The sequence below is a fragment of the Nocardioides marinus genome, assembly GCF_013408145.1.
Classification (GTDB): Bacteria; Actinomycetota; Actinomycetes; order Propionibacteriales; family Nocardioidaceae; genus Nocardioides; species Nocardioides marinus.
Window position 1 is genome coordinate 4,027,778 of record NZ_JACBZI010000001.1, and the last position, 22,980, is coordinate 4,050,757.

Below are 22,980 nucleotides of genomic sequence, written 5' to 3' on the forward strand. Positions count from 1 at the left end.
GGAAGGGTGACGAGGTGATGACGACGCCGATCCGATTCCCACTCGGAGGGGTGGGCGCAGGAGTCGTCGCGGGGGACACCGTGGGGAGGTGACTCCCAGCTCCCTCTCCGTCCCGGGGACGACCGACGGCCTGCACGACGCGCTCGTGCGCCTCGGTCGTGGTCGGCGCGGCGAGCTGGGACAGGTCTACGACCAGAGCGTGACCCCGGCGCTGCGGCTCGCCCTGGCGCGCACCCGGGGTGATCGTCGCGCCGCGGAGGCGCTGCTTGTCCGGGCGTACGCCGAGGTGCGCCGGCTCGCCGTGGAGTACCCGGGCTCCGGCATCCGGGCGTTGCCCTGGGTGCTCGCGGTGGTGGCCCGGGCCTGACCGGGCCGCGCCGGGCGGTGCGGGCACGGAATTGGCTCGCGGCGGGCGGCCGCGCCCGTCATCCTCGTCCCGTGACCACCGACCGCGAGGCCCCGCTGCTGTGGGCGGCGACGGTGCTCGAGGGCCTCGGTCTCGAGCCCGTCGGCCAGGTCGGCTGGCCGCACCTGCGTCGCTGGTCGGCCCTCGCGCGCATCCCGACCACGGGTGGGCCGGTGTGGTTGAAGGTGGTCCCCCCGGAGCTGCGCCACGAGGCGGCGCTCACCGCCCTGGTGGCCGGTCGCCGCCCCGACGCGGTGGTGGAGGTGCACGGGCACGAGCCCGACCGCGGCTGGTTGCTGATGGCCGATGCCGGTCGCAGCCTGCGCGAGCTGGTGCCCGAGGAACGGGACCTGTCGCGGTGGCGGCCCGCCCTGGCCCTGTACGCCGGAGTGCAGCGCGACCTCGTCGGTGACGTGGACGCCATGCTCGCCGCCGGCGTCCCCGACCTGCGGGGGGACCGGCTGCTGACCTCCTACGCCGCTCTCGTCGATGACCTCGATCTCGGGGCGGATGCCCGGGCCGCGGTGCCCGAGGTCGGGGGCCTGGTCGAGGCGCTCGCGGACTCGGGCGTGCCCGACAGCGTGCAGCACGACGACCTCCACGACGCGCAGGTCTTCGTCGGCGCCACCGGGAGGATGCAGATCACCGACTGGGGTGACGCCTGTGTGGCCCACCCGTTCCTCAGCCTGGCCGTGACGCTCGACGGGGTCATCGGCTGGGGTCTGGACGACGTCGAGGGCGCAGAGGACGTCCGCCCCTACCAGCGCAGCTACCTGGAGGTGTGGGCCGAGCACCTCGGGCGGGCGGTGGCCGACCTCGAGGCACCGGCCCGGGCGGCCCGGGTCCTCGGCTGGGCCTGCCGGGTCGTCAACGGGCACGTTCCCGGGGACCCGGAGCCCACCAGGGCCCGCGCGGGCATGCTGGTCAGCGGGCTGCGACGGGCTCGCTGAGGGAGGCGGCCGTGGCCCCGGCCAGCTCCCGGGGCTCGCCCAGGGCGACGGCGTACACGACGACGTTGGAGGCGTAGCCGCTGCCGTCCCAGTCGGTGCAGCTGACCAGCACCAGGCGGCCACGCCCGCTCTCCTGGCCGAAGATGCTCACGGCGTTCACCGCCAGCTCGTCCTTGTCGTAGACCTTCTTGCGCTGGACGAGGTAGCGCATCGTGCCCTCGGCGGTGCGCACGTCCACGACGGCGCCACGACGCACGCCGCGCAGGGGGTCCAGCGCGCCGCCGCCGGTGTGCACGGAGTGCCCGGCGATGACCGTCGAGCCGGTCTCGGAGCCGGGCTGGGCGCTGCGGTCCCACCAGCCGACGTCGACGACGTCCTGCGGCGGGTCGAGGACGCGGTCCTCGGACAGGGCCACGGGCACGACGGGGGCCTCGATGTCGACCGAGGGCACCAGCAGCAGCACCGGGTCGGCCGGGTCGAGGGAGCGGTACGGCGCGGGCGGCGGCGGCTGCGGGGAGGGCACGACCAACCCGCCGACCACCAGGCCACCGCTGAGCACCAGCAGCGCCGTGCTCATCGCTGCCAGCGTCGAGGTGAGGCGGCCCCAGAACGCATCCAGCCGGCCACCGTCGGCCCCGGGGGTCTCCGGGGCCGGATCGGTGGCCGGCTGGTCGCTCATGCGCTCGGTGCGGTCGCTCAGCCGCGCAGCGCGCGGCGGTAGCTCGCCACACCGGCGCCGGCGGAGAGGGCCACCAGCAGGAGCAGGGCGAGGTTGCCGCCCGTGCCGATCCCACCGGTGCCGGACACGGACTCGACGCCGGCCGGGACCGAGGTCGGCACCGGCTCAGGGGTCGGGGACGGGGTCGGCGTCGGGTCGGGGTCGTCGACGCTCACCCGGCTGTTGGGGCCGCAGGCGGTCTCACCGATCTGGGCGCCGACGAGCTCGACGCCCGCGGCCTCGGCAGCGGGCAGCACGTGCAGGTCCAGCGCGGTGACCTGGATCGAGTCGCTGGAGGGGCGCTCCTGCTTGTTGAGCGTGATCTCGAGGACGTTCTCCTCCAGCGGGGCCAGCGCCTCGCCGACCTGCTCGAGGGCCTCGGCGAGGACCTCGGCGCCGTCGATCACGGCCGTCAGGGGGCCGAGCGCGCCGTCGATGGCGGTCTCGAACTCGGTGCGCAGCGCGTCGAGCACCGACTGCACCACCACACCGAGGTCGGTGACCACCCGGGTGTTCGGCGGCGGGTTGGTCGGCAGCGTCACCAGGTTGATGCTCTGCCCGCCCAGCGAGGCGTCCAGGGTGGCGTCGGTGATGTCGGTGTCACCGTCGGCGCTGCCGGGCTGCGCGGTGCAGTAGGACTGCACGGCACCGAGGTTCAGGCCCAGGGCGATGCCGCCGCCGTCGAGGACCGTCTGCAGCGCGGTGGTGAGACCGCCGAGCAGCGGGTCGAGGACCGGCTGGAGGGCGTCCTGCAGCTCTTGGGGGAACTGGTCGCCGAGGATCTGGATGCCGGTCAGGTCCACCGTGCCGGCGTTGAGGTCGAGGTTCTGGCCCGGGACGAGGCAGCCACCCTCGGCCACCTCCACGAGGGTGGCGCCGTCACCGGCCAGACCGGCGCACGCGGCGGAGTACCCCTTCTTGTCGCGGATCACCGTCCCGGCGTCCTGGCTCAGCGTGCCGGCCTGGATGAACGACTGGCCGCCGAGGGCGCTGATGGCCGGCTCGTTGGAGCCGCTCGCGGTCTCCTTCGTCCCGTCGTGGGTGACGGTGTAGGTGCCGCTGTCGGTGGGCGTGCTCGCGATCGTGAGTCGCAGCCCGGTGGCGCTGGCCTGGGCGACCGGCTCGGCCGCCAGGGCGGGGCCGGCGCTGACGGTGACGACGGCGGCCGCAGTGGCCATCGCGCCGATCCGGAGCAGGTGGGTCCTGATGCTCCCCATGTGGATGTCTCCCTCGTGGTGTGTCGGTGGGCCGGCGCGGGTGGCGGCGGCAACCCCCCGACGGGGACGACGAAGGAGCCCCGTGGCCGGGTCGCGGTCATGGGCCAGAGGTCGATGTGGGTGACGGGGGGGGGTGGGGGGTGCGCACGGCGTGGGTCGGCCGCGGGCGCTTGGGGGGGTGTTGCCCAGGGTAGGCCCTGCTGAAACCCCGCGTCCGGGCCGGGGGTTGGGTGTGCTATTGCACGAAGCGGAACAGCGGACTCTCCGGCGGCACCGGCTCCACGCGCAGCGGCGAGGTCGCCATCCGCTCCAGCAGCGGGGCGTGGTCGGCAGGGTCCTGCAGCTCGACACCCACCAGGGCCGGGCCCGTCTCGCGGTTGTTGCGCTTGACGTACTCGAAGAGCGTGATGTCGTCGTCGGGGCCGAGCACCTCGTCCAGGAAGCGGCGCAGGGCGCCGGGCTCCTGGGGGAACTCCACCAGGAAGTAGTGCTTGAGGCCCTCGTGCACGAGTGCCCGCTCCACGACCTCGGCGTAGCGGCTCACGTCGTTGTTGCCGCCGGAGAGGATGACGACCACAGCCTGCCCCGCGGCTGGCCGCTCGTCGTCCAGGAGCTGCCCCAGCGCCGCGCTGGAGAGCGCTCCGGCGGGCTCCGCGATGATCCCGTCGGACTGGTAGAGCGCCAGCATCTCCACGCACACCGCGCCCTCCGGCACCGCGACCAGCCGCGGTCGGTGCGCGGCGGTGACGGCGTGGGTCCACCCGCCGACCCGGCGTACGGCGGCACCGTCGACGAAGCCGTCGAAGCCGTCGAGCCCGGAGAGCTCCACAGGGGCCCCGGCGGCCAGGGCGGCGGCCATGCTGGCGGCGCCGGCCGGCTCCGCCCCGACCACGGTGGTCGCCGGGCTGTGCTCGGCCAGCCAGGTGAGCGCGCCGGCGATCAGCCCGCCGCCTCCCACCGGGACCACGAGGGTCCCGAGGCCGAGACCCTGGTCGGCCAGCTGCTCGACGACCTCGCGGGCGAGCGTGCCCTGACCGGCGATCGTGCGGAGGTCGTCGAAGGCCGGCACGGGGGTGGCGCCGGACTCGCGGGCGAACGCGGCGCTCGCGGCAGCGGCGTCGTCGTAGGTGTCGCCCCCGATGACGACCTCGACCAGGTCGCCGCCCAGCGCCGCGATCCGCTCGCGCTTCTGTCGCGGGGTGGTGCGGGGCAGGTGAACCCGGGCGCGGACGCCGGCACGCGCGCAGGCGAAGGCCACGCCCTGGGCGTGGTTGCCGGCCGAGGCGCAGGTGACGCCGCGTTCGCGCGCGGTCTCGTCGAGGCTGCTCAACAGCGTGGAGGCCCCCCGCACCTTGTAGGAGCGCACCGGCTGCAGGTCCTCACGCTTGACCCACACCTCCAGCCCCGTCGCGGCCGAGAGCCGGGCGCTGCGCTGCAGGGGGGTGGGGGACAGCACCTCGGCGAGCCGCACCGCGGCCGCGTCGACGTCGGCGGCCGTGGGCAGGGGGGAGGGGGTGGTGCTCACCGTCCGAGGGTTCCAGACCTGCCGGTCGACCCACGACGAGGCCCCCACGACGAGGCCCCCACGACGGGGGTCGTGGGGGCCGGTGTCGTACGTCCGACGTGGAGCAGATGACGGTGGCTCAGGCCTCCGCGGACTCCGAGGCCGTCGGCTCCTCGGTCGGCTCGCTCGTCTCCGAGGGCTCGGTGGTCTCGGTGGGCTCCTCGGTCGGCTCCTGCTCGGCCTGGCACTTCTCGAGCTTGGCCTGCTTCTTCTCGACCCGCTTGGCCTGGGCCTTCTTGGCCTTCTTGGCCTTCCGGGCCTCGCGCTTCTCGGCCGACTCGTCGTCGGTCCCCTCGGCCTCGGCGGCCTCCTGCTTCTCCTCCGCGAACTTCGCGTGCAGCCGCTCGTACTTGTCAACGGCCTTGTCGTACTGCTTCTGCTCCTGCGAGCAGGGCGCCTTCTCCTTGCCGCGGGCCTCGTCGGCGCTGGAGAGGGTGGCGGCGCCGGTGACCATCCCGACGCTGAGGGCGAGGCCGGCCAGGGAGGCCAGGGCAGTGCGGGCGTGTGACATACGAAGACTCCGATCTGTGGTGCCGGCCCTCCCGAGCGAGGGACCGGGGAACCCCGTCACGGTAGATGAATCCCGGGGAGGGGTCCACGGTCGTAGTACCAAGGGGCCATCGGTGTGACCCGAGTGCACGAGACCCCCGCGACCGAGGTCACGGGGGTCTCGCGGGGGTGGTCCGGCGGGCCTCAGAAGCAGAAGACCTCGAGGATCGGGTCGCAGATCTCCTCCTCGGGCGAGCCCGACGCGCTGCTGGTGGCGGTGGGGCTGGTCGACGCGGTGGGGCTGGTCGAGGCCGTCGGGCTGGTCGTGGCGGTGGGCGACGGGCTGGGCTCCTCGTCGTCACAGAAGCCCGGGATGGGCAGGAAGTCGCAGATCGAGGGGAACCCCGGCTCCTCGGTCGGCTGCTCGGTCGGCTCCTCGGTCGGGGAGGAGGTCGCCGTCGGGCTGGTGGTGCCGGTCGGGCTGGCCGTGCCGGTGGGCGAGGTGGTCCCCGTGGGGCTGGTCGTGGCCGTGGGGCTGCCGGTCGGCGAGGTGGTCGCCGTGGGCGAGGCGGTCTCGGTCGGCTGCGCCTGGCAGTCCTCGAGCTCCTGCTCGGCCTTCTCGAGCTTGCGCTCCTTGGCCTTGAACGTCTTGCGGGCGCTCTTGACCTTCTTCTTGGCCTTGGTGCGCTCGGCCTTCGACGTCGCCTGCTTCTGCTGGGACCTGGCCTTCTTCAGCTTCTTCTGCGCCTTGCGGTGCTCGACCTGGGCGTCCTCGACCGCCTGCTCCTCCGCGGAGCAGTGGTTGCGCTGGGCGGCCTGCGCAGCGGAGCCCGCACCGGCCGTGGCGCCGTGGTGGGTTCCGGTGCCGGCCCACCCGACGGTCGCCAGGGCGGTGGAGCCGGTGAGCAGCAGGACGCCGAGCAGGGCGGCGAGAGCGACCTTGAGCTGGGTGCGGACCATGGGGGGACCTTCCGGGGGGTTCAGGCAGGGGGCTTTACCTCCGGTCCAACGAGCGGGGGGCGGCGCGGTCACGCGGACCGCGCCGCCCCTGGCGACGACCTGCTGGTCGGTCAGCCGGCCGCGGTGACCACGGGCTCCCCTCCGGTGGCCACGCCGGTCCCGGACCCCTCGGCGCGACGCACGGCCCGCTCCTGGCGCACGGCCCACACGATCAGCGAGACCCACACGACGGCGAGGGTCGCGGCCAGCGCCGCCACGCCCGCTCCGGGGAGGCCGAGCGCCTCGGCGATGGTCCTGGAGTTGGTCAGCACGATCAGGCCGCCGGCCGCGACGCCCAGCACGCGGGCGGCGAGGTGCTTGACCAGCCACGCGGCGAACGGTGCCGCGATGACGCCGCCGACCAGCAGCGCACCGGCGTACCCCCACAGGATGCCCTGGGAGCCGAGGGCGAGCAGGAACCCGAGCGAGCCGCCCACCGCGACCACGAACTCCGAGGTGTCGATCGAGCCCACGACCTTGCGCGGCTCCAGGCGACCCGACGAGAGCAGCGTGGTGGTGCCCACCGGGCCCCAGCCGCCGCCGCCGACGGCGTCGAGGGCGCCGCCGACCAGACCCATGGGGGCGAGCATCCGGGCCGAGGGGCGGCTGCGGAAGGTGGGGCGCTGGCCGCCCAGGACGAGGAAGCGGTAGATCACGTAGAGACCGAGCGCGAGCAGGATGCCGGCCACCATCGGCTTGGCCGCGGCGCCGTCGAGGCTGGCCAGGAAGGTCGCGCCGGCGAAGGCGCCCACGAAGCCGGGCACGGCCAGGATGCCGACGGTGCGCCAGTCCACGTTGCCGAACTTCTGGTGCGAGATGCCCGAGACCAGCGAGGTCCCGATCTCGGAGAAGTGGACCGCCGCCGAGGCGGCGGCCGGGGCGATGCCGGCGGCCAGCAGCAGCGTCGACGACGTGACGCCGTAGGCCATGCCGAGGGAACCGTCGACCAGCTGGGCCAGGAGGCCCACGAAGCCGAGGACGAGGAGCTTGCGCATGAAGGGAACTTCCTCACTAAAGACAACTGAATTACTAGAGATTATGCAGATAGGCGGGCCCCGTGACAATCGCCGCGCCGACGCGCTTGGATGCCGGGGTGAGCCCACGCTGGAGCGCCGACGAGATCACCGAGGCCTACGCCGCCTTCCACGGGCGGGTGCAGGAGTTCGCCGAGACCGGTCGGTGGGAGGGTTTCGCGGACCTGTTCACCGAGGACGCGACGTACGTCGAGCACGCCTTCGGCACCTTCCACGGGCGCGAGGAGATCCGCGAGTGGTCGGTGCGGACGATGACGACCTTCCCGGGTGGGACGATGACCGGCTTCCCGCTGGCGTGGCAGGTCGTCGACCCCGAGGCCGGCCGACTGGTCTGCGAGGTGCGCAACCTGATGCCCGACCCCGGCGACGGCTCGCTGCACGAGGAGTCGAACATCACGATCATGACCTACGCCGGCGACGGGATGTTCTGTCGCGAGGAGGACGTCTACAACCCGATGCGCTTCGCTGCCATGACCGTGCGGTGGGCGCGGGTCGCCGCCGAGCACGGCCGGTTGGACGACGAGGGGCGGGCCTACCTGGAGAAGTACGGCGCGCTCGTCCGCGACTGAGGCCGACACCCACGCCGGGTGTGGACCGGAGGGCGTGTCGTGAGAGGGGTTCACGGCAGACCCTCCGGACGTTCACCTGCCGGACGGCGGACGCTGTCACCGTGCCCGGATGCGCCGGCTGCTCCTGTCGACCCTCGGCTGGCTCCTGGTGCTGGTGGGCGTGGTGCTCTACCCCCTGCCGGGGCCGGGGCTGCTCGTCCTGGTGCTGGGCCTTGCGCTGCTCAGCAGGTACGACCCCTGGGCGGCCCGCCGGCTGGCGCCGCTGCAGCGGCGTGCCCTCGTCGAGACCCGGCGCAGCGTCGCCACCTTGCCGCGGCTGCTCGTCACGGCCTCGGTCACCGTCGCCCTCGGGGTCAGCGGCCTGGTGTGGCTGGCCGACCCGGCGCGGCCCGACTGGTGGCTGTTGCCCACCTGGACCTGGCTGCCCGGTGGCACCTGGGCGGGTGTGGGTCAGATCGTGTCCGGGGTCGCCGGGCTCGCCGTCGTCGTGTGGGCGCGGGTGGCGCTGCTCCCCGACCCCGACAGGTCCAGCGACATGAACACGCTGAGCGGGTCGGGCCGGTAGTGGCCGAACGGCGGGCACTCCACGAAGCCGTGCCGGGCGTAGAGCCGGCGGGCCGGGGCGAAGAATTCCTCGGCGCCGGTCTCGAGCCACAGCCGGTCGAGGCCGTTGTCGCGCGCGTGGGCCAGCACGTGCTGCAGCACGGCGGTCCCGATGCCACGACCGGTGGCGGCGCTGTCGGTGCGCATCGACTTCAGCTCGGGGTGGGTGGGATCGACGAGACTGAGGGCGAGGCAGCCGACGGGCGATCCGTCGTCGTCGCGGGCCACCCAGAGCGTCACGGCCTCGCGGCGAAGCCCGTCGAGGTCGAGCGCATGGGTGCTCTCCGGCGGGCTGGTCGCACGGAGCTGGGCGACGTGGGCCTCGAGCAGACCCACCACGGCGGGATCGGAGAGGTCGTCGATCTCGATGCTCCAGGGCACGGCGGCAGTGTAGGGATCCGCCTCAGCGGTCTGGTCCGGTGACCGCCTGCCTGGCATGCTCGTGCCCATGAAGGCCGCGGCCCGGCGCCTGACCCTCGAGATCGTGGGGTGGACCCTGCTGCTCGCCGGCATCGCCGCGCTGGTGCTGCCGGGTCCGGGCCTGCTCATGGTCTTCGCCGGGATGGCCGTGCTCTCCCAGCAGTACGACTGGGCCGAGCGCCGCGTGGAGCCGCTGCGCCTGCGGGCGATGCGCGCCGCGGCGTACGGCGTGGCGAAGCCGTCGCGGATCGTGGCCTCGGGCTTCGGTGTGGTCTGGATGTGGGCGTGGGGCCTGGTGTGGTGCCTCGACCCGGCGGTGCCCTCGTGGTGGTCGCTGCCCGACTCGTTCTGGCTGCCCGGCGGGCTCGCGACCGGGATCTCCCTGGTCGCGTCGGGCTTCCTGGCGCTCGCGCTGCTGGTGTGGAGCTACCGCCGCTTCCACGGCCGCCCCGAGGAGCTGCGGGAGCTCGAGCGGGACATCGAGCGCGCCGACGCCGCCTGAGACCCACGCCGCCTGAGACCTACTCCGGCGGCACCCGCACCAGCGCGCTGATGACGGCTCGCACCATCGCCTCGGCGTCGATGTCGGGCAGGCCGGCCGCCGCGATCGCGTCGGCGTCGCGGCGCAGCATGGCGTAGCCGTGGATCGTGGACCAGCAGGCCATGTTGAGCACGTCGGCCGCGACCCCGGGGGCCCAGCCCTGGGCCTGGGTCCGCTCGACGACCCGCCGGCCGTGCTCCCACAGGGCCAGCCGGGCCTCCACGAGCCGCGGGTCGTCGTGGTGGACCAGCTCGGGCCGGAACATCACGTCGAAGGTCGTCGGCTGGTCGGCCGCGAAGCCGAGGTAGGCCATCGCGGCGGCGACGAGCGGGTCGTCACCGGTGCGCGCGGCGGTCGCGATCGCGGCCTGCGAGCGCCCGAGCAGCGCGTGGAACCCCTCGGTCGCGAGCACCGTGAAGAGCCCGGCGCGGTCGTCGAAGTGGTGCGCCGTGGCCTGGTGGGAGACCCCGCAACGTCGGGCGATGGCGCGCAGCGACACCTTGCCGATGCCGTTCTGCTCGATCTCGGCCAGCGCGGCGTGCAGCAGGCTGCGGCGTACGTCGCTCATCGGCTGCTCGTCTGCGGTGCGGCGTCCACGGGAGCAACCGTAGGCCGCGGGGCGCGACGACGCGGCCACCACAGCCGGGGCCCGAGCATGGCGGCGACGGCCGGCACCAGCATCGTGCGCACCACGAAGGTGTCGATGAGCAGGCCGGCGCCGATGACGAAGCCGGTCTGCACGAGCGAGTCGACGCTGCCTGCCATCAGGGCGAACATGCTCGCTGCGAAGATCACCCCGGCCGCGGTGATGACGCCGCCGGTCGCGGCGGCGGCGCGGGCGATCCCGGCGCGGCTGCCGTCGGGGGCCTCCTCCTGCATCCGCTTGGTCAGGAGCAGGTTGTAGTCGGCGCCGACGGCCACGAGCAGGATGAAGGCGAGCGAGGGGACCGACCACTCCAGCGGCTCGTCGAGGATCCACTGGAAGACCAGCACCCCCAGCCCCACGGCCGAGGCGTAGGACAGCACGACCGTGGCCAGCAGGAACACCGCCGCGACGACCGAGCGCAGCAGCACGAGCAGGATGACGAAGACGGTCAGGAGCGCCACGGCGACGATGAGCCGGAAGTCGCGCGCCTCGATCGCGGCCAGGTCGGCGTTGGCCGAGGCCATGCCGGTCGTGACGACGTCGGCGTCCTGCAGCCGGGAGTCGCGCAGGCTGTTCTCGATGACCTGCCGCACCTGCGTCGACCGCTCGGCCGCGGCGCTGCTGAAGGCGTCGTCGGTGCCGAGCACGGCGATGCGGGCGGTGCGGCCGTCGGGGGAGATGAAGAGCCGGCTGGCGGCGGCGAACCGGTCGTCGGCCAGCGCCGAGGGCGGCAGGTAGAACCCGCCCATCGCGGAGGTGTCGGCCCGCTCGGCGGTCGAGGTGAGGTAGTCGGCGGCCTCGCCCAGACCGCCCTCGAGGTCGCCGACGGACCCGGCGACCTCGCTGGTGCCGGCCGCGACCCGGCCCGTGCCCTCGGCCAGCTGCTCGGTGCCGTCGGCGAGCTCGTCCAGCCGCTGGCGGAACTGGCGCTGGCCCGCGGTGATCTCCTCGACGCCGGCGCGTGCCTGCTCGAGGCCGTCGTCGAGCTGACGGAGCCCGGTCTGCAGGTCCCCGCTGCCCTCGGCGACCTGTCGTGCCGCGGCGGCCGCGTCGCGCAGCCCCGGGAGGAGCTGGTCGCGCTCGCCCTCGTAGACCTCGCGCACGCCGTCGCGGGCCTGGCGGCAGATCGGGTCGAGGGTGCACGGCAGGCTCGACTCGAGCGCGTCGAGGGCCATGCCGAGGCCGTCGACGGCGGTGCGGGTCTGGGAGTACGCCGCGTCCAGCCCGACCGCGAGCATCCGGGCGCCCGCGCGGAGCTCGCCGGTGCCCGCGACCGCCTCATCGGCGCCGGACTCCAGCCGGGTCAGGCCCGAGCGCAGCTCCTCGAGCGCGGTGACGAGCATGCCGGCGCCCTCGACCGCCTGGTCGGCCCCCGCTGCCAGCTCCTCGGCGCCCTCGTCGACCTGGGCCGAGCCGTCTGCCAGCGTGCGTGCGCCCTCGGTGCCGGAGGCGACCTCGTCCCCGGCGCGGCGCAGCCTCCGCCCGATCACCCCGGCCTGGTAGGACACCCGCGCCTGGTCGATCGCCTCGCCGTCGGGCCGGGTGACCGAGCGGACGAGCGCGACGCCGGGGGTCCGGGCCGCCGCGGAGGCCGCCTGCTCGAGGGTCGCCAGGTCGCGGGCGTTGCGCATGTCGTGGTCGCTGCTGACCAGCACGTACTCCGGCAGCACCTCGTTGACCGGGTAGTGCCGCGCCAGGGTGTCGTAGCCGCGGTTGCTCTCGGTGTCCTCCGGCTGGATGCCGCGGGTGTCGTAGGACGGCTCCATCGTCGGCATCAGGGCGGCGAGCGCCACCAGCGGCACCAGGGCCGCCAGCGCCATGGGGACCCGCCGGTGCACGGCCAGCGCCGCGAGCCGGGCCCAGCCGCCCGCGCCGGTGCTGGCCGGCCGCGGCTCGAACAGGCCCCGCGGCCCGAGCAGCGCGAGCATCGCCGGGAGCAGCGTGATGGAGACCAGCAGCGTCGCGGTGACGCTGACCGCGATGGCCGGGCCGGTCGTCGTGTAGACGCCGAGCTCGGCGACGAGCATGCAGGCGTTGGCCAGCACGACGGTCAGCGCGGAGCCGATGATCACCGCGGAGACCCGCCCGGCGGCGTACGACGCGGCGGTGCGTGCGGGGACGCCCAGACGGCGCTGCTCGTGGTAGCGGCTGACCAGGAAGATCGCGTAGTCGGTGCCGGCGCCCAGCACGATCGCGGTGAGGAAGGAGCCGGTGAAGGTGGAGACGTCGAAGACCCCGTGCAGGCCCAGCCACGCGGTCAGCCCGCGCGCGACGCCGAGGGAGAGGCCGACGGTGCCGAGGATGATCAGCGCGACCGAGAGCCGGCGGTAGATCAGCAGCAGGAGCGCGAAGATCAGCCCGATGGTGACCAGCGTGATCACCAGGATGCTCGACTCGGCCTCCACGGCCATGTCCGAGACGGTGGCCGACGGGCCGGTGACGAGCAGGTCGAGGCCGTCGGGTGCGCCGTCGCGGACCACCTCGCGGACGTGCTCGACCTGCTGGATGGCCGACGGGGCGCCGGTGAACCCCGGGATCCCGACCTGGAGGTAGACCGCCTCGCCGTCGTCGCTGGTCAGCGCCTCGCGGACCTGGTCGTCCCTGACGTCCTGGACGAAGCTGACGTTCTCGGTGTCCGCGCTCAGCCGGGGGACCAGGCCCTCGACGTAGCGGACGTCGGCGCGGGTGAGGCCACCCTCCCGCTCGGCGAGGACCACGAGGAAGGAGTGGCTGCGCCCGCTGCCGAACTCCCGGTCCATCAGCGAGACCGCGCGGGAGGAGTCGGCGTCCAGCGGCACGACCGGCGTGGAGTCCCGGGCCACGACCTCCTCGAGCTGGGGGACGGCGAGGTTGACCGCGCCGGCGACCACCAGCCACGCCGCGAGCACCCAGACGGCCCGGCGCACGACGAGGGAGGCAAGGCCGCGCAGCAGGCGGTTCGGCTCGTGGTCCACGACGGGGACGCTAGGGAGCGTCGCTTGCCAGTGGCAAGGAGATGTGGCGCTTGCCACTGGCAAGGAGTGCTAGTCCGGTGGTCGAGCAGCGAGGAGCGCCAGCGACGAGCGGGCGTCGAGACCACCGCCCGTCGGAGCCACGCTGTCGGCCCGGCCGTCTAGCTGTTCTGCCCGGGGAGGTTGGGCACGCGGTCGATGGGTGACTTGCCTTTGAGGCTGGTGTGGCCGCGGTGGTGATTGTAGTGATGGAGCCACTCCGGGTAGGCGGACGCGCGGTCGGCTTCTGAGGTGTAGGCGCAGGCGTAGGCCCATTCCTCGAGCAGGGTGCGGTTGAAGCGTTCGACCTTGCCGTTGGTCTGGGGCCGGTAGGGGCGGGTGCGGCGGTGTTTGACGTCCTGGCCCAGGGTCGCGGCCCAGAGCCGTGATCGGTAGCAGGAGCCGTTGTCGGTCAAGACGGCGCTGACCGCGATGCCGTGCTCGGCGAAGTAGGCGCGGGCGCGTTGCCAGAACCCTGCGGCGGTCTCCTTGCGTTCGTCGGTGAGGATCTCGGAGTAGGCCAGCCGGGAGTGGTCGTCTACGGCGTGGTGGAGGTAGACGTAGCCGCGCGAGGGTGTGGCACCGGAGCGGGCGGCCCGGTCGCGTGTGGCGCCGGCGCTGCGGTCTTGGGCTGATCCGCGGCCGTGGACGCGCCAGCCGCCGCCGTCGGGGATCTTGCCGAGCTTCTTGATGTCGACGTGGACCAGATCGCCCGGTGCGGCGTGCTCGTAGCGTCGCTTGTCCCGCGAGGAGGTCTTGATCCGGGTGCCGGTGGCGGGGTCGGTCCACTTCAGCCGTGGGCAGCCGTAGCGGCGCAGGACCTGGTGGACGGTCGAGGGGTTCTGCCCGAGGTGGTAGGCGATCCGGGCCGGTCCCCAGCGCCGGGTGACTCGCAGGCTCACGATCCGACGCTCGGTTCGTCGGGGCAGCTGGTTTGGGCAGCGGTGCGGTCGTGAGGACCGGTCGACCATGCCGGCCCTGCCGGATTCGCGGTAACGCAGGGCCCAGCGGCGGGCGGTGGTGATGCTGACGGAGAACCGTTCGGCGGCACGGGCGTAGGTCCAGTCGTGGTCGACGACGAGCTGGGCCAGACGCAGTCGCCCGGCTGGGGTGAGGGTGGCGTTAGCGTGGGTCATGAAGACCTCCGTGGTGGATGTGGTTGCTGTGGTAGCTCCACACCTCACCCGGAGGTCTTCGTCATGGTCCAGCCGACCCGCCGTACCTAACGTCCGTGGTCAGAACATCTAGCGTGCTCCCCGATGACCCTGCTCCTGCACCGTGCCGCCCGCACCGACCGTCTGGCCGACGGTCTCGCCGGGCTGCTCGCGGTGCCGCCGGCCGACCCCTTCGCCGAGGACCTCGTGGTGGTGCCGGCCCGAGGGGTCGAGCGCTGGCTGACCCAGCGCCTCTCGCACCGGTTGGGTGCGGCCCCGGGGCGTGAGGACGGGCTCTGCGCAGGTGTCGCGCTGCGCTCGCCGTGGTCCCTGGTGGCCGAGCTGCTCGGCACCCGCGACGAGGACCCGTGGGCGCCCGGCACCCTGGCCTGGCCGCTGGTGCAGGTGCTCGACGAGGTGCTCGACGAGCCCTGGGCCGAGCCGCTGGCCCGCCACCTCGGTGCCGGGCGCTCGGGCGAGGAGCTCGACCTGCGCCGCGGTCGGAGGTTCGCGGTCGCGCGCCGCCTGGCCGGGTTGTTCTCGGCGTACGCCGTCCAGCGGCCGGGCGTGCTGGCCGACTGGCAGGGCGGCGGGCACGGCGACGGCCGGGGCGGGAGCCTCCCGACCGACCTGAGGTGGCAGCCGCCGCTGTGGCGGCGCCTGGCCGAGCGGGTCGACGGCCCCCCGCCGCACGTGCGCCACGAGCAGACCGTGACCCGGCTGCGTCAGGACCCGGGCTCCTTCGAGCTCCCGGCGCGGCTCTCGCTCTTCGGTCACACCAGGATCGCCGGCACCGAGGCCGCGCTGCTGGCGGCGCTCGGCGAGCACCGCGACGTGCACCTGTGGCTGCCGCACCCCTCCGACGCGCTCTGGCGCTCGCTGGAGCCGGTGGTGGAGACCGGCCCGGTGCCACGTCGCGAGGACGCCTCGCACCGTGCCGTCGCCCACCCGCTGCTCGCCGCGCTGGGCCGCGACGTCCGCGAGCTCCAGCGCACCCTGGCGACCGTGCCGGTCGTCGACGAGGGGGCGGCACCGGACCCGCCCGAGCAGCAGACGCTGCTGGGCTGGTTGCAGGCCGACCTGCGTGCTGACCGCGCGCCCGACGCCGAGCTGGCCGCCGCCCGCACCATGGCCGCCGACGACCGCTCGGTGCAGGTGCACGCCTGCCACGGGCCGGCGCGCCAGGTCGAGGTGCTGCGCGAGGTGCTCCTCGGGCTGCTCGCCGACGACCCGACGCTGCAGCCGCGCGACGTGCTCGTCATGTGCCCCGACATCGAGGCCTACGCGCCGCTGGTCGAGGCCGGCTTCGGCCTGGGCGAGGTCGTCGGGGAGGACGGCCACCCCGCGCACCGGCTCCGGGTGCGGCTGGCCGACCGCGCGCTCTCGAGCACCAACCCGCTGCTGGCGGTGGCCCGGCGGCTGCTCGACCTCGCCGGGGGCAGGGCCACCGCGGGCGAGGTGGTCGACCTGGCCCACGAGCCCGCCGTGCGGCACCGGTTCGGGCTGCGTGACGACGACCTGGTGCAGCTGACGTCCTGGGTGCGCGCGACCGGGGTGCGGTGGGCCTTCGACGCCGAGCACCGCGCCGACTACGGCTTGGAGTCGGTGGTCTCCCACACCTGGGAGTTCGGCCTGGACCGGCTGCTGGCCGGCGTTGCCATGAGCGACGACACGGGGGCGTGGCTGGGGCGCACGCTGCCGCTCGACGACGTGGGCTCGGGCCAGGTCGACCTGGCCGGGCGCGTGGTGGAGCTGGTGCGCCGGCTCCGTGAGGTGACCGACCTGCTGACCGGCGCCCACCCGCTCGAGCACTGGCTCTCCACGCTGGGGGAGGCGGTCGCGGCGCTGACCTCGGTCCCGCCCTCGGAGTCCTGGCAGTCCGGCCAGGTGCAGCGCGAGCTGGCCCGCGTCCGTGAGGACGCCGCCGGGCGGGGCGACCTCGAGCTGCGGCTGCCCGACGTGCGCGCGATGCTCGACGACCGGCTCGCCGGCCGGCCGACCCGCGCGAACTTCCGCACCGGCACGCTGACGGTCTGCACCATGGTGCCGATGCGCTCGGTGCCGCACCGCGTCATCTGCCTGGTGGGCCTCGACGACGGGGTCTTCCCGCGGGTGGGTGCGGTCGACGGCGACGACGTGCTCGCGCGCGACCCGCTCACCGGGGAGCGCGACCCCCGCAGCGAGGACCGCCAGCTCTTCCTCGACGCCGTCCTGGCCGCCACCGACACCCTGGTCATCACCTGCACCGGCAGCAACGAGTACTCCGGCCAGGAGCGGCCCCCCGCCGTCCCGGTGGGCGAGCTGCTCGACGCCCTCGACGTCACGGCCACGCCGCCGGGGGCGGCCGCGTCGGTGCGGGGCGTGGTGCGGGTCGAGCACCCGCTGCAGCCCTTCGACGAGCGCAACTTCGAGGCCGGCCGGCTCGGCACCGACGCCCCCTTCTCCCACGACCGCACGGCGTTGGCCGCGGCCCGCGCCGCCCGCGGGGAGCGCGTCCCGGCCCCGCCTTTGCTCAGCGCGCCGCTGCCGCCGCCCGGCCCCGGCGACGTCCAGCTCGAGGACCTCGTCGCCTTCTTCTGCCGTCGCGGCGGGCCGGTCGCCGGGTTCCTCTCCGCCCAACGCCTCGACGTCGCCCTCCCCCGTGCGGACGAACCGCTCGAGGACGGCCTGCCGGTCGAGCTCGACCAGCTGCAGCGCTGGCAGGTGGGGGACCGACTGCTCGCCGACCTGCTCTCCGGCGCAGACCCAGACCAGGTCCGCCAGCAGGAGTGGCGCCGAGGCGCCCTCCCGCCGGGGCAGCTGGGCTGGCGGCTGCTCACCGACCTGCTCGGCGAGGTGGCCCCGATCGCGGCGGCGGCCCGCGACCTGCGCACCCGACCCGCGAGCCAGGTCGACGTCGACGTCGACCTCGGGGGCGGGCGTAGGCTGCGGGGCACCGTCCCGGACGTCTTCGGCGACCGGTTGGTGCCGGTCTCCTTCTCGCGCCTCGGCGCCGCGCACCGGCTGACGTCGTGGTTGCGGCTGCTGGCGCTCGCGGCCAGTGACGAGGAGCGCAGCTGGACCGCCCACACGCTGGGGCGGCCCACCTCGTCGCGGTCCCGTGACGTGGTGGGCACCTCGCTGCTGGGCCCCCTCGACCACACCGCCCGCGACCTGCTCGGCGACCTGGTCGCGATGCGTGACCGGGGCCTGTGCGAGCCGCTGCCGCTGCCGCTGAAGGCCTCCTTCGCCTACGCCAAGCTCCGGCGCACGCAGGGCACCGTCGACGAGGCGCTGCGCAAGGCCGGCTGGGACTGGGACGACGGCAAGTACCCCGGCGAGTGCTCAGACCCTGCGCACGTGGCGGCGTGGGGCGCGGGTGCCGGGCTGCCGGGGCTGGACCAGCCTCCGGGGCCGGACGAGGACCACCCGGGGGAGACCACCCGCTTCGGGGCGCTCTCACTGCGGCTGTGGGGCCCGCTGCTGACCAGGGAGCAGGGCAGCTGGTGAGCGCCGAGGTGGACGGAGCGACGATGCGCGACTTCGACGTGACGGGGCCGTTGCCCCAGCAGGGGACCACCCTGCTCGAGGCCAGCGCCGGCACCGGCAAGACCTACACGGTGGGCGCCCTGGTCACCCGCTACGTCGCCGAGGGGCGCGCCCGGCTGGGCGAGATGCTGGTCATCACCTTCGGCCGGGCCGCGAGCCAGGAGCTGCGCGAGCGGGTCCGCGACGCCCTCGTCGGGGCGGAGCGGGCGCTGGCGGACCCGGCCACCGCGGACACCGACGACACCCTCGTGTGGTGGCTGCTGGCGCAGGAGCCCGCCCAGCGCCCGGTGATGCGCGAGCGGCTGCGCGACGCGCTGGCCGACTTCGACAGCGCCACGATCGCCACCACCCACCAGTTCTGCCAGCTGGTGCTGCGCTCGCTCGGTGTCGCCGGCGACACCGAGGCCGGCGCCCGGTTGGTCGAGGACCTCGACGACCTGGTGGTCGAGGTCGTCGACGACCTCTACCTCGGCCGGTTCGCCGCCGACCGGGAGCCGCCGCCGTTCGGCCGCGACGTGGCGCTGGAGCTGGGGCGGGCCGCCGTCGGCGACCCGCAGGCTCAGCTCCCCGACGCGCCGGGCGCGTCCCCGGCCGGGCAGGCCCGGGTCGGGTTCGCCCGCGACGTACGCCGTGAGCTCGACCGCCGCAAGCGACGGCTGGGCCTGCTGGGCTACGACGACCTGCTCTCACGGCTCGACGCCACCCTCGCCGACCCGGCCGCGCCGGCCCGGGACCGGATGCGCGACCGCTGGCGGGTGGTGCTGGTCGACGAGTTCCAGGACACCGACCCGGTGCAGTGGAGCGTGCTGCGCCGCGCCTTCCACGGGCACGCCACGATGGTCCTGATCGGCGACCCCAAGCAGGCGATCTACGCCTTCCGCGGAGGCGACGTCGTGACCTACCTCGCCGCCGCCCGCGACGCCTCGGACCGGGCCACCCTGGCGGTCAACCGGCGCTCCGACACCGCCCTGGTGCAGCGGCTCCAGGTGGTGCTCGAGGGTGCCGCGCTGGGCGACCCCGGCATCGTGGTGCACCCGGTCGGGTCGGTCCACGACGAGCGGCGCCTGGTGGGGGCCCCGCACCCCTCGCCGTTCCGGGTGCGGCGGCTGCCCCGTGACGGGTTCCGGCTGCGCAAGGGCCTCGTCGCGGCGCCCGAGGCCCGCCAGGCCGTCGCCGAGGACTGCGCCGCCGACATCGCCGAGCTGCTCGCCTCCGGGGCCACCTGGTGCGGTGAGCCGCTGGTCGCCGAGCAGGTCGCGGTGATCGTCGCGGTGCGCGACCACGGCCTGCTGGTCCAGCGCGAGCTGCAGGCGCGCGGGGTCCCGGCGGTCCTGGCCGGCGGCGGCAACCTGCTGCGCACCCCCGCCGCGGCGGAGTGGACCACGCTGCTGGAGGCGATGACCCAGCCGCACCGCTCGGGCCTGGTCCGTGCGGCGGCGCTGACCAGCTTCTTCGGTCACGACGCCGCCACCCTCGACGCGCGGGGCGAGCAGCTGACCGGCGAGGTGGCCGACGTGCTGCGCGGCTGGGCACTGCTCGTGCGCGGTCGTGGCGTGGCGGCGCTGCTCGAGGCGGCCGAGGAGCGGGGGCTCGGGGCCCGGGTGCTGGCCCGTGTCGACGGCGAGCGGCTGCTCACCGACCTGCGTCACCTCGGTCAGCTGCTCCACGAGGCCGCGCTGCGCGACCAGCTGGGGCTCACCGGCGTCCTGGGATGGCTGCGGGAGGAGTCGCGCGGGTCGGCCGAGCGCCCCCGCCGCCTGGACTCCGACGCGGCCGCGGTGCAGATCGTGACCGTCCACGGCTCCAAGGGCCTGCAGTACCCCGTCACCTACCTCCCCTTCGCCTACCAGCAGTTCCCCTTCCCCTCGCAGGTCGCTCGCTACCACGAGGGCGGGGAGCGGATGCTCGACGTCAGCGGCCGCGGTGATGAGTGGGCCCGCCGTGAGGCGCTGCACCGCGCCGAGGAGGCCGGCGAGGAGCTGCGCGACCTCTACGTCGCCCTCACCCGGGCCCAGTCCCAGGTCGTGACGTGGTGGGCCCCCACGGCCAACACCCGTCACGGCGGGCTGCACCGGTTGCTGTTCGGGCGACAGCCGGGGACCGCCGAGGTCCCCGACGTGCAGGAGCCACGCGAGGACGAGTACGCCGAGCGGGTCCTGGGCCTGCTCGAGCAGCTCGGCGGCCCGACCGCCGAGGTCGTCGAGCCGGCCACCGAGCGCCCGGAGCCGGCCGCGGGCGAGCGGCCCCGGCTGGCCGTGCGGACCTTCGGTCGCGAGGTCGACACCGCCTGGCGGCGTACCTCCTACTCCGGCCTGGTGCGGGTCGAGGAGCAGGCGGCGCCTGCGGTCGGCAGCGAGCCCCCCGTCACCGTGCTGACCGACGAGCCCGACGAGTCCCTCGCCGACCTGCCGGACCTGCCCGACCCCACCCCGGACGCCGAGCCGGCGCATCCTTCACCGGTCTCCCCGATGGCCGAGCTCCCTGCCGGGGCGGCCTTCGGCTCCCTGGTGCACGCCGTGCTCGAGCACGCCGACCCCGACGCCCCCGACCTGGAGGCGGAGCTGCGCGCCCGCGTGGGGGAGGAGCTGCGCTGGTGGCCGGTCGACGTCGACCCCGACGCGCTGGCCGCCGCCCTGGTGCCGCTGCACCACACGCCCCTGGGGCCGCTGGCCGGTGACCGCACGCTCGCGCAGGTCCCCCTGCGCGACCGGCTGCGCGAGCTGGACTTCGAGCTGCCCCTGGCCGGCGGCGACCGAGCGGGGGGTGGTCGTCCCGCCCACCGCGTCGGCGACGTCGCCGACCTGCTGCGGGCGCACCTCCCGGACGGCGACCCGCTCCTGCCGTACGCCGACCGGCTGGCCCGCCCGCCCTTGGCCGACCAGTCGCTCACCGGCTACCTCGGCGGGTCGGTCGACGCCGTCCTGCGGGTGGGCTCCGGCGCCGACCAGCGGTTCCTGGTCGTGGACTACAAGACGAACCTCCTCGGGGAGGCGGGGCGCCCCCCGACGGCCGCCGACTACGCACCGGCGGCGCTGGCCGAGGCGATGCTGCACAGCCACTACCCCCTCCAGGCGCTGCTCTACAGCGTGGTCGCCCACCGCTACCTGCGCTGGCGGCTGCCCGGCTACGACCCCGACACGCACCTCGGCGGCGTGCTCTACCTCTACCTGCGCGGCATGTGCGGCCCGGACACCCCGACCACCGCCGGCGTCCCCGCCGGCGTGTTCTCCTGGCGCCCGCCCGCCGCGCTGGTCACCGCGCTCTCCGACCTGCTCGACGCGCCCGTCCCGACCGTGACCGGGGAGGCCCGATGATCGAGCGCTTCGAGCCCACCGACGCCCACGACCGCCGGCTGGTCCCGGGCCTCGGCGGCCTGCTGGGGACCTTCAACGCCGCCGGTGTGCTGACCGCCGCCGACGTCCACACGGCGGTGCGGCTGGGCGAGCTGGTCGGCGAGGACGACGAGCGGCTGCGACTCGGGGTCGCCCTGGCGGTGCGCGCGGCCCGGCACGGCTCGGTCTGCGTGGACCTGACGGGTCTCGCCGACGGCGACGACCTGCCCTGGCCCGACAGTGACGGCTGGGCCGAGGACCTGGCGGCCTCGGCCTTCGCCGCCTCGTCGGTGGTGCGGGTCGAGCACGGCCTGGTCTACCTCGACCGGTACTGGCGCGAGGAGGGTCAGGTCCGCGACGACCTCGTACGCCGCGCGGAGGCCGCACCGCCCCAGGTCGACGCGACGCTCCTGGCTGCCCATGCCGAACGACTCTTCCCCGGTGCGGGGTCGGCCGACCAGCGCGCCGTCGCGCTCGCCGCGGCGCAGCAGTGGACCACCGTCCTCACCGGCGGCCCCGGCACCGGCAAGACCACCACCGTCGCGGGCCTGCTGGCCGTGCTGGCGGCGGAGGCGGCGTCCGGCCCCGACCCCCGCGAGCTGCGGATCGCCCTGACCGCTCCGACCGGCAAGGCCGCGGCGCGGCTGCTGGAATCGGTGCGGGAGGCGCAGGAGCGGCCGGGCGCGGGGTTCGACGCCGACGACCGGCGACGCCTCGACGGGCTGACGGCCACCACGATGCACCGGCTGCTGGGCTGGCGCCCGGACTCCACGACCCGCTTCCGGCACCACCGCGGCAACACCCTGCCCCACGACGTCGTCGTGGTCGACGAGACCTCGATGGTCTCGCTCACGATGATGGCGCGGCTGCTCGAGGCGGTGCGCTCCGATGCCCGGCTGGTGCTGGTCGGCGACCCCGACCAGCTGGCGTCGGTCGAGGCCGGAGCGGTGCTGGCCGACCTGGTCGGGGGGCTGGCGGCACGGGCGCCGGCCGCGGTCACCGGGCTCACCACCACCCGGCGCTACGGCGCGGAGATCGGCGCGCTGGCCCAGGCGCTGCGCGACGGGGACGCCGAGGAGGTGCTGCGCCGCCTGGACGCCGGGGCCGACGGCGTACGACGCCTCGACCCGGAGGACCCGGCGGCCCTCGCCGCCCTGCGCGAGCGCCTGCTGGCCCAGGCTCGCTCGCTGCACGTGCTCGCCGAGGCCGGCCGCGCCGAGGAGGCGCTCTCGCTCACCGAGGAGCACCGGTTGCTGTGCGCCCACCGCGACGGCCCGCACGGCGCCCGCCACTGGAACGCCCTGGTCGAGCGCTCACTGGGGGAGGAGCTGGGCGCGTTCCTGGGCGCGCACGGCCAGGAGTGGTACCCCGGCCGCCCGGTGCTGGTCACCAGCAACGACTACGGGCTGGGGCTGTTCAACGGCGACACCGGGGTCACCGTGCGCGACGGCGAGCAGCTGCGCGTGGTGGTGGCCGGCGCGTCGGCGTACTCCACGTCGCGGCTCTCCGACGTCGAGACCCTGCACGCGATGACGGTGCACAAGAGCCAGGGCAGCCAGGCGCGGCACGTGAGCGTGCTGCTGCCGCCGCAGGACTCTCCGCTGCTGACGCGCGAGCTGCTCTACACCGCGGTGACCCGCGCCCGCGAGAGCGTGACCGTGGTCGCCTCGCCCGAGGCGGTCCGGGCCGCGGTCGAGCGGCGCGTCCAGCGGGCCAGCGGGTTGCGGCCCCGACTGGCGCTCCCGTCCTGACCCTCGGCCGCTCGGCGGCTGCCACGGTCGCGGGACCGTGACGTGGGTGTCACACGTGGCGGTTAGGGT

General features: G+C 74.9%; 18 protein-coding genes. 8 read left to right on the plus strand and 10 right to left on the minus strand.

All coding sequences use genetic code 11. The features are described from left to right. The first annotated feature begins 88 nt into the window (after window positions 1-88). Window positions 89-367, plus strand: a complete 279-nt coding sequence (locus BKA05_RS18940; RefSeq protein WP_179532813.1) for a hypothetical protein — start codon at window positions 89-91, stop codon at window positions 365-367. A gap of 71 nt (window positions 368-438) precedes the next feature. Further along, complete coding sequence (locus tag BKA05_RS18945) at window positions 439-1,356, plus strand: phosphotransferase (RefSeq protein WP_179532814.1); 918 nt, start codon at window positions 439-441, stop codon at window positions 1,354-1,356. Here BKA05_RS18945 and BKA05_RS18950 read toward each other — a convergent pair. The 6 genes from BKA05_RS18950 to BKA05_RS18975 all read right to left on the minus strand — a co-directional run bounded on the left by BKA05_RS18950 (window position 1,331) and on the right by BKA05_RS18975 (window position 7,338). After that, window positions 1,331-2,035, minus strand: a complete 705-nt coding sequence (locus BKA05_RS18950; RefSeq protein WP_246289834.1) for a class F sortase — start codon at window positions 2,033-2,035, stop codon at window positions 1,331-1,333. The genes BKA05_RS18945 and BKA05_RS18950 overlap by 26 nt on opposite strands. 17 nt (window positions 2,036-2,052) lie before the next feature. Next, the gene (locus BKA05_RS18955; protein ID WP_179532815.1) at window positions 2,053-3,291 is read right to left on the minus strand and encodes a hypothetical protein; all 1,239 of its coding nucleotides are present in this window, start codon (window positions 3,289-3,291) and stop codon (window positions 2,053-2,055) included. Window positions 3,292-3,526: 235 nt separating this feature from the next. Then, a complete protein-coding gene (gene ilvA, locus BKA05_RS18960) occupies window positions 3,527-4,816 on the minus strand; it encodes a threonine ammonia-lyase IlvA (RefSeq protein WP_179532816.1) in 1,290 nt (429 codons plus the stop codon). 118 nt (window positions 4,817-4,934) lie between these two features. Next, window positions 4,935-5,366 (minus strand): hypothetical protein, encoded by a 432-nt coding sequence (locus BKA05_RS18965; protein WP_179532817.1) that lies wholly within the window; start codon window positions 5,364-5,366, stop codon window positions 4,935-4,937. 182 nt (window positions 5,367-5,548) lie between these two features. Continuing rightward, complete coding sequence (locus BKA05_RS18970) at window positions 5,549-6,304, minus strand: hypothetical protein (protein ID WP_179532818.1); 756 nt, start codon at window positions 6,302-6,304, stop codon at window positions 5,549-5,551. Between the two features lie 110 nt (window positions 6,305-6,414). Then, window positions 6,415-7,338: a sulfite exporter TauE/SafE family protein gene (locus BKA05_RS18975; RefSeq protein WP_179532819.1), complete on the minus strand. Its 924-nt coding sequence runs from the start codon at window positions 7,336-7,338 to the stop codon at window positions 6,415-6,417. Between the two features lie 98 nt (window positions 7,339-7,436). Between BKA05_RS18975 and BKA05_RS18980 the strand changes: the two genes are divergently transcribed. Next, a complete protein-coding gene (locus BKA05_RS18980; protein ID WP_179532820.1) occupies window positions 7,437-7,946 on the plus strand; it encodes a nuclear transport factor 2 family protein in 510 nt (169 codons plus the stop codon). Between the two features lie 109 nt (window positions 7,947-8,055). Continuing rightward, window positions 8,056-8,511: a PGPGW domain-containing protein gene (locus BKA05_RS18985; protein WP_179532821.1), complete on the plus strand. Its 456-nt coding sequence runs from the start codon at window positions 8,056-8,058 to the stop codon at window positions 8,509-8,511. On the opposite strand, the gene BKA05_RS18990 is transcribed toward BKA05_RS18985, so the two are convergent. Further along, on the minus strand, window positions 8,397-8,930 hold the full coding sequence (locus BKA05_RS18990) for a GNAT family N-acetyltransferase (RefSeq protein ID WP_343045766.1): 534 nt from the start codon (window positions 8,928-8,930) through the stop codon (window positions 8,397-8,399). The two genes, BKA05_RS18985 and BKA05_RS18990, sit on opposite strands and share 115 nt — an antisense overlap. 55 nt (window positions 8,931-8,985) lie before the next feature. On the opposite strand from BKA05_RS18990, the gene BKA05_RS18995 reads away from it, so the two are divergent. Next, the gene (locus BKA05_RS18995) at window positions 8,986-9,471 is read left to right on the plus strand and encodes a PGPGW domain-containing protein (RefSeq protein ID WP_246289835.1); all 486 of its coding nucleotides are present in this window, start codon (window positions 8,986-8,988) and stop codon (window positions 9,469-9,471) included. A gap of 19 nt (window positions 9,472-9,490) precedes the next feature. Here BKA05_RS18995 and BKA05_RS19000 read toward each other — a convergent pair whose 3' ends face one another. The 3 genes from BKA05_RS19000 to BKA05_RS19010 all read right to left on the minus strand — a co-directional run bounded on the left by BKA05_RS19000 (window position 9,491) and on the right by BKA05_RS19010 (window position 14,282). After that, window positions 9,491-10,078 carry a TetR/AcrR family transcriptional regulator gene (locus BKA05_RS19000; RefSeq protein WP_179532823.1) on the minus strand — a complete coding sequence of 196 codons (588 nt, stop codon included), beginning with the start codon at window positions 10,076-10,078 and terminating at the stop codon, window positions 9,491-9,493. Further along, window positions 10,075-13,110 carry an MMPL family transporter gene (locus tag BKA05_RS19005; protein ID WP_179532824.1) on the minus strand — a complete coding sequence of 1,012 codons (3,036 nt, stop codon included), beginning with the start codon at window positions 13,108-13,110 and terminating at the stop codon, window positions 10,075-10,077. The genes BKA05_RS19000 and BKA05_RS19005 overlap by 4 nt, the downstream gene beginning before the upstream one ends. Before the next feature lie 158 nt (window positions 13,111-13,268). After that, window positions 13,269-14,282: an IS481 family transposase gene (locus tag BKA05_RS19010; RefSeq protein WP_179532176.1), complete on the minus strand. Its 1,014-nt coding sequence runs from the start codon at window positions 14,280-14,282 to the stop codon at window positions 13,269-13,271. 123 nt (window positions 14,283-14,405) lie between these two features. On the opposite strand from BKA05_RS19010, the gene recC reads away from it, so the two are divergent. From recC to recD, 3 genes are read left to right on the plus strand one after another with little or no spacing between them, the layout of a single operon-like run. Then, window positions 14,406-17,789, plus strand: a complete 3,384-nt coding sequence (gene recC / locus BKA05_RS19015; RefSeq protein WP_179532825.1) for an exodeoxyribonuclease V subunit gamma — start codon at window positions 14,406-14,408, stop codon at window positions 17,787-17,789. After that, window positions 17,786-21,142 carry a UvrD-helicase domain-containing protein gene (locus tag BKA05_RS19020; protein WP_343045767.1) on the plus strand — a complete coding sequence of 1,119 codons (3,357 nt, stop codon included), beginning with the start codon at window positions 17,786-17,788 and terminating at the stop codon, window positions 21,140-21,142. Before recC ends, BKA05_RS19020 begins: the two co-directional genes overlap by 4 nt. Then, window positions 21,139-22,911, plus strand: coding sequence for an exodeoxyribonuclease V subunit alpha (gene recD / locus BKA05_RS19025; protein ID WP_179532826.1), 1,773 nt, complete (start codon window positions 21,139-21,141; stop codon window positions 22,909-22,911). The genes BKA05_RS19020 and recD overlap by 4 nt, the downstream gene beginning before the upstream one ends. The last annotated feature ends 69 nt before the right edge of the window (window positions 22,912-22,980 follow it).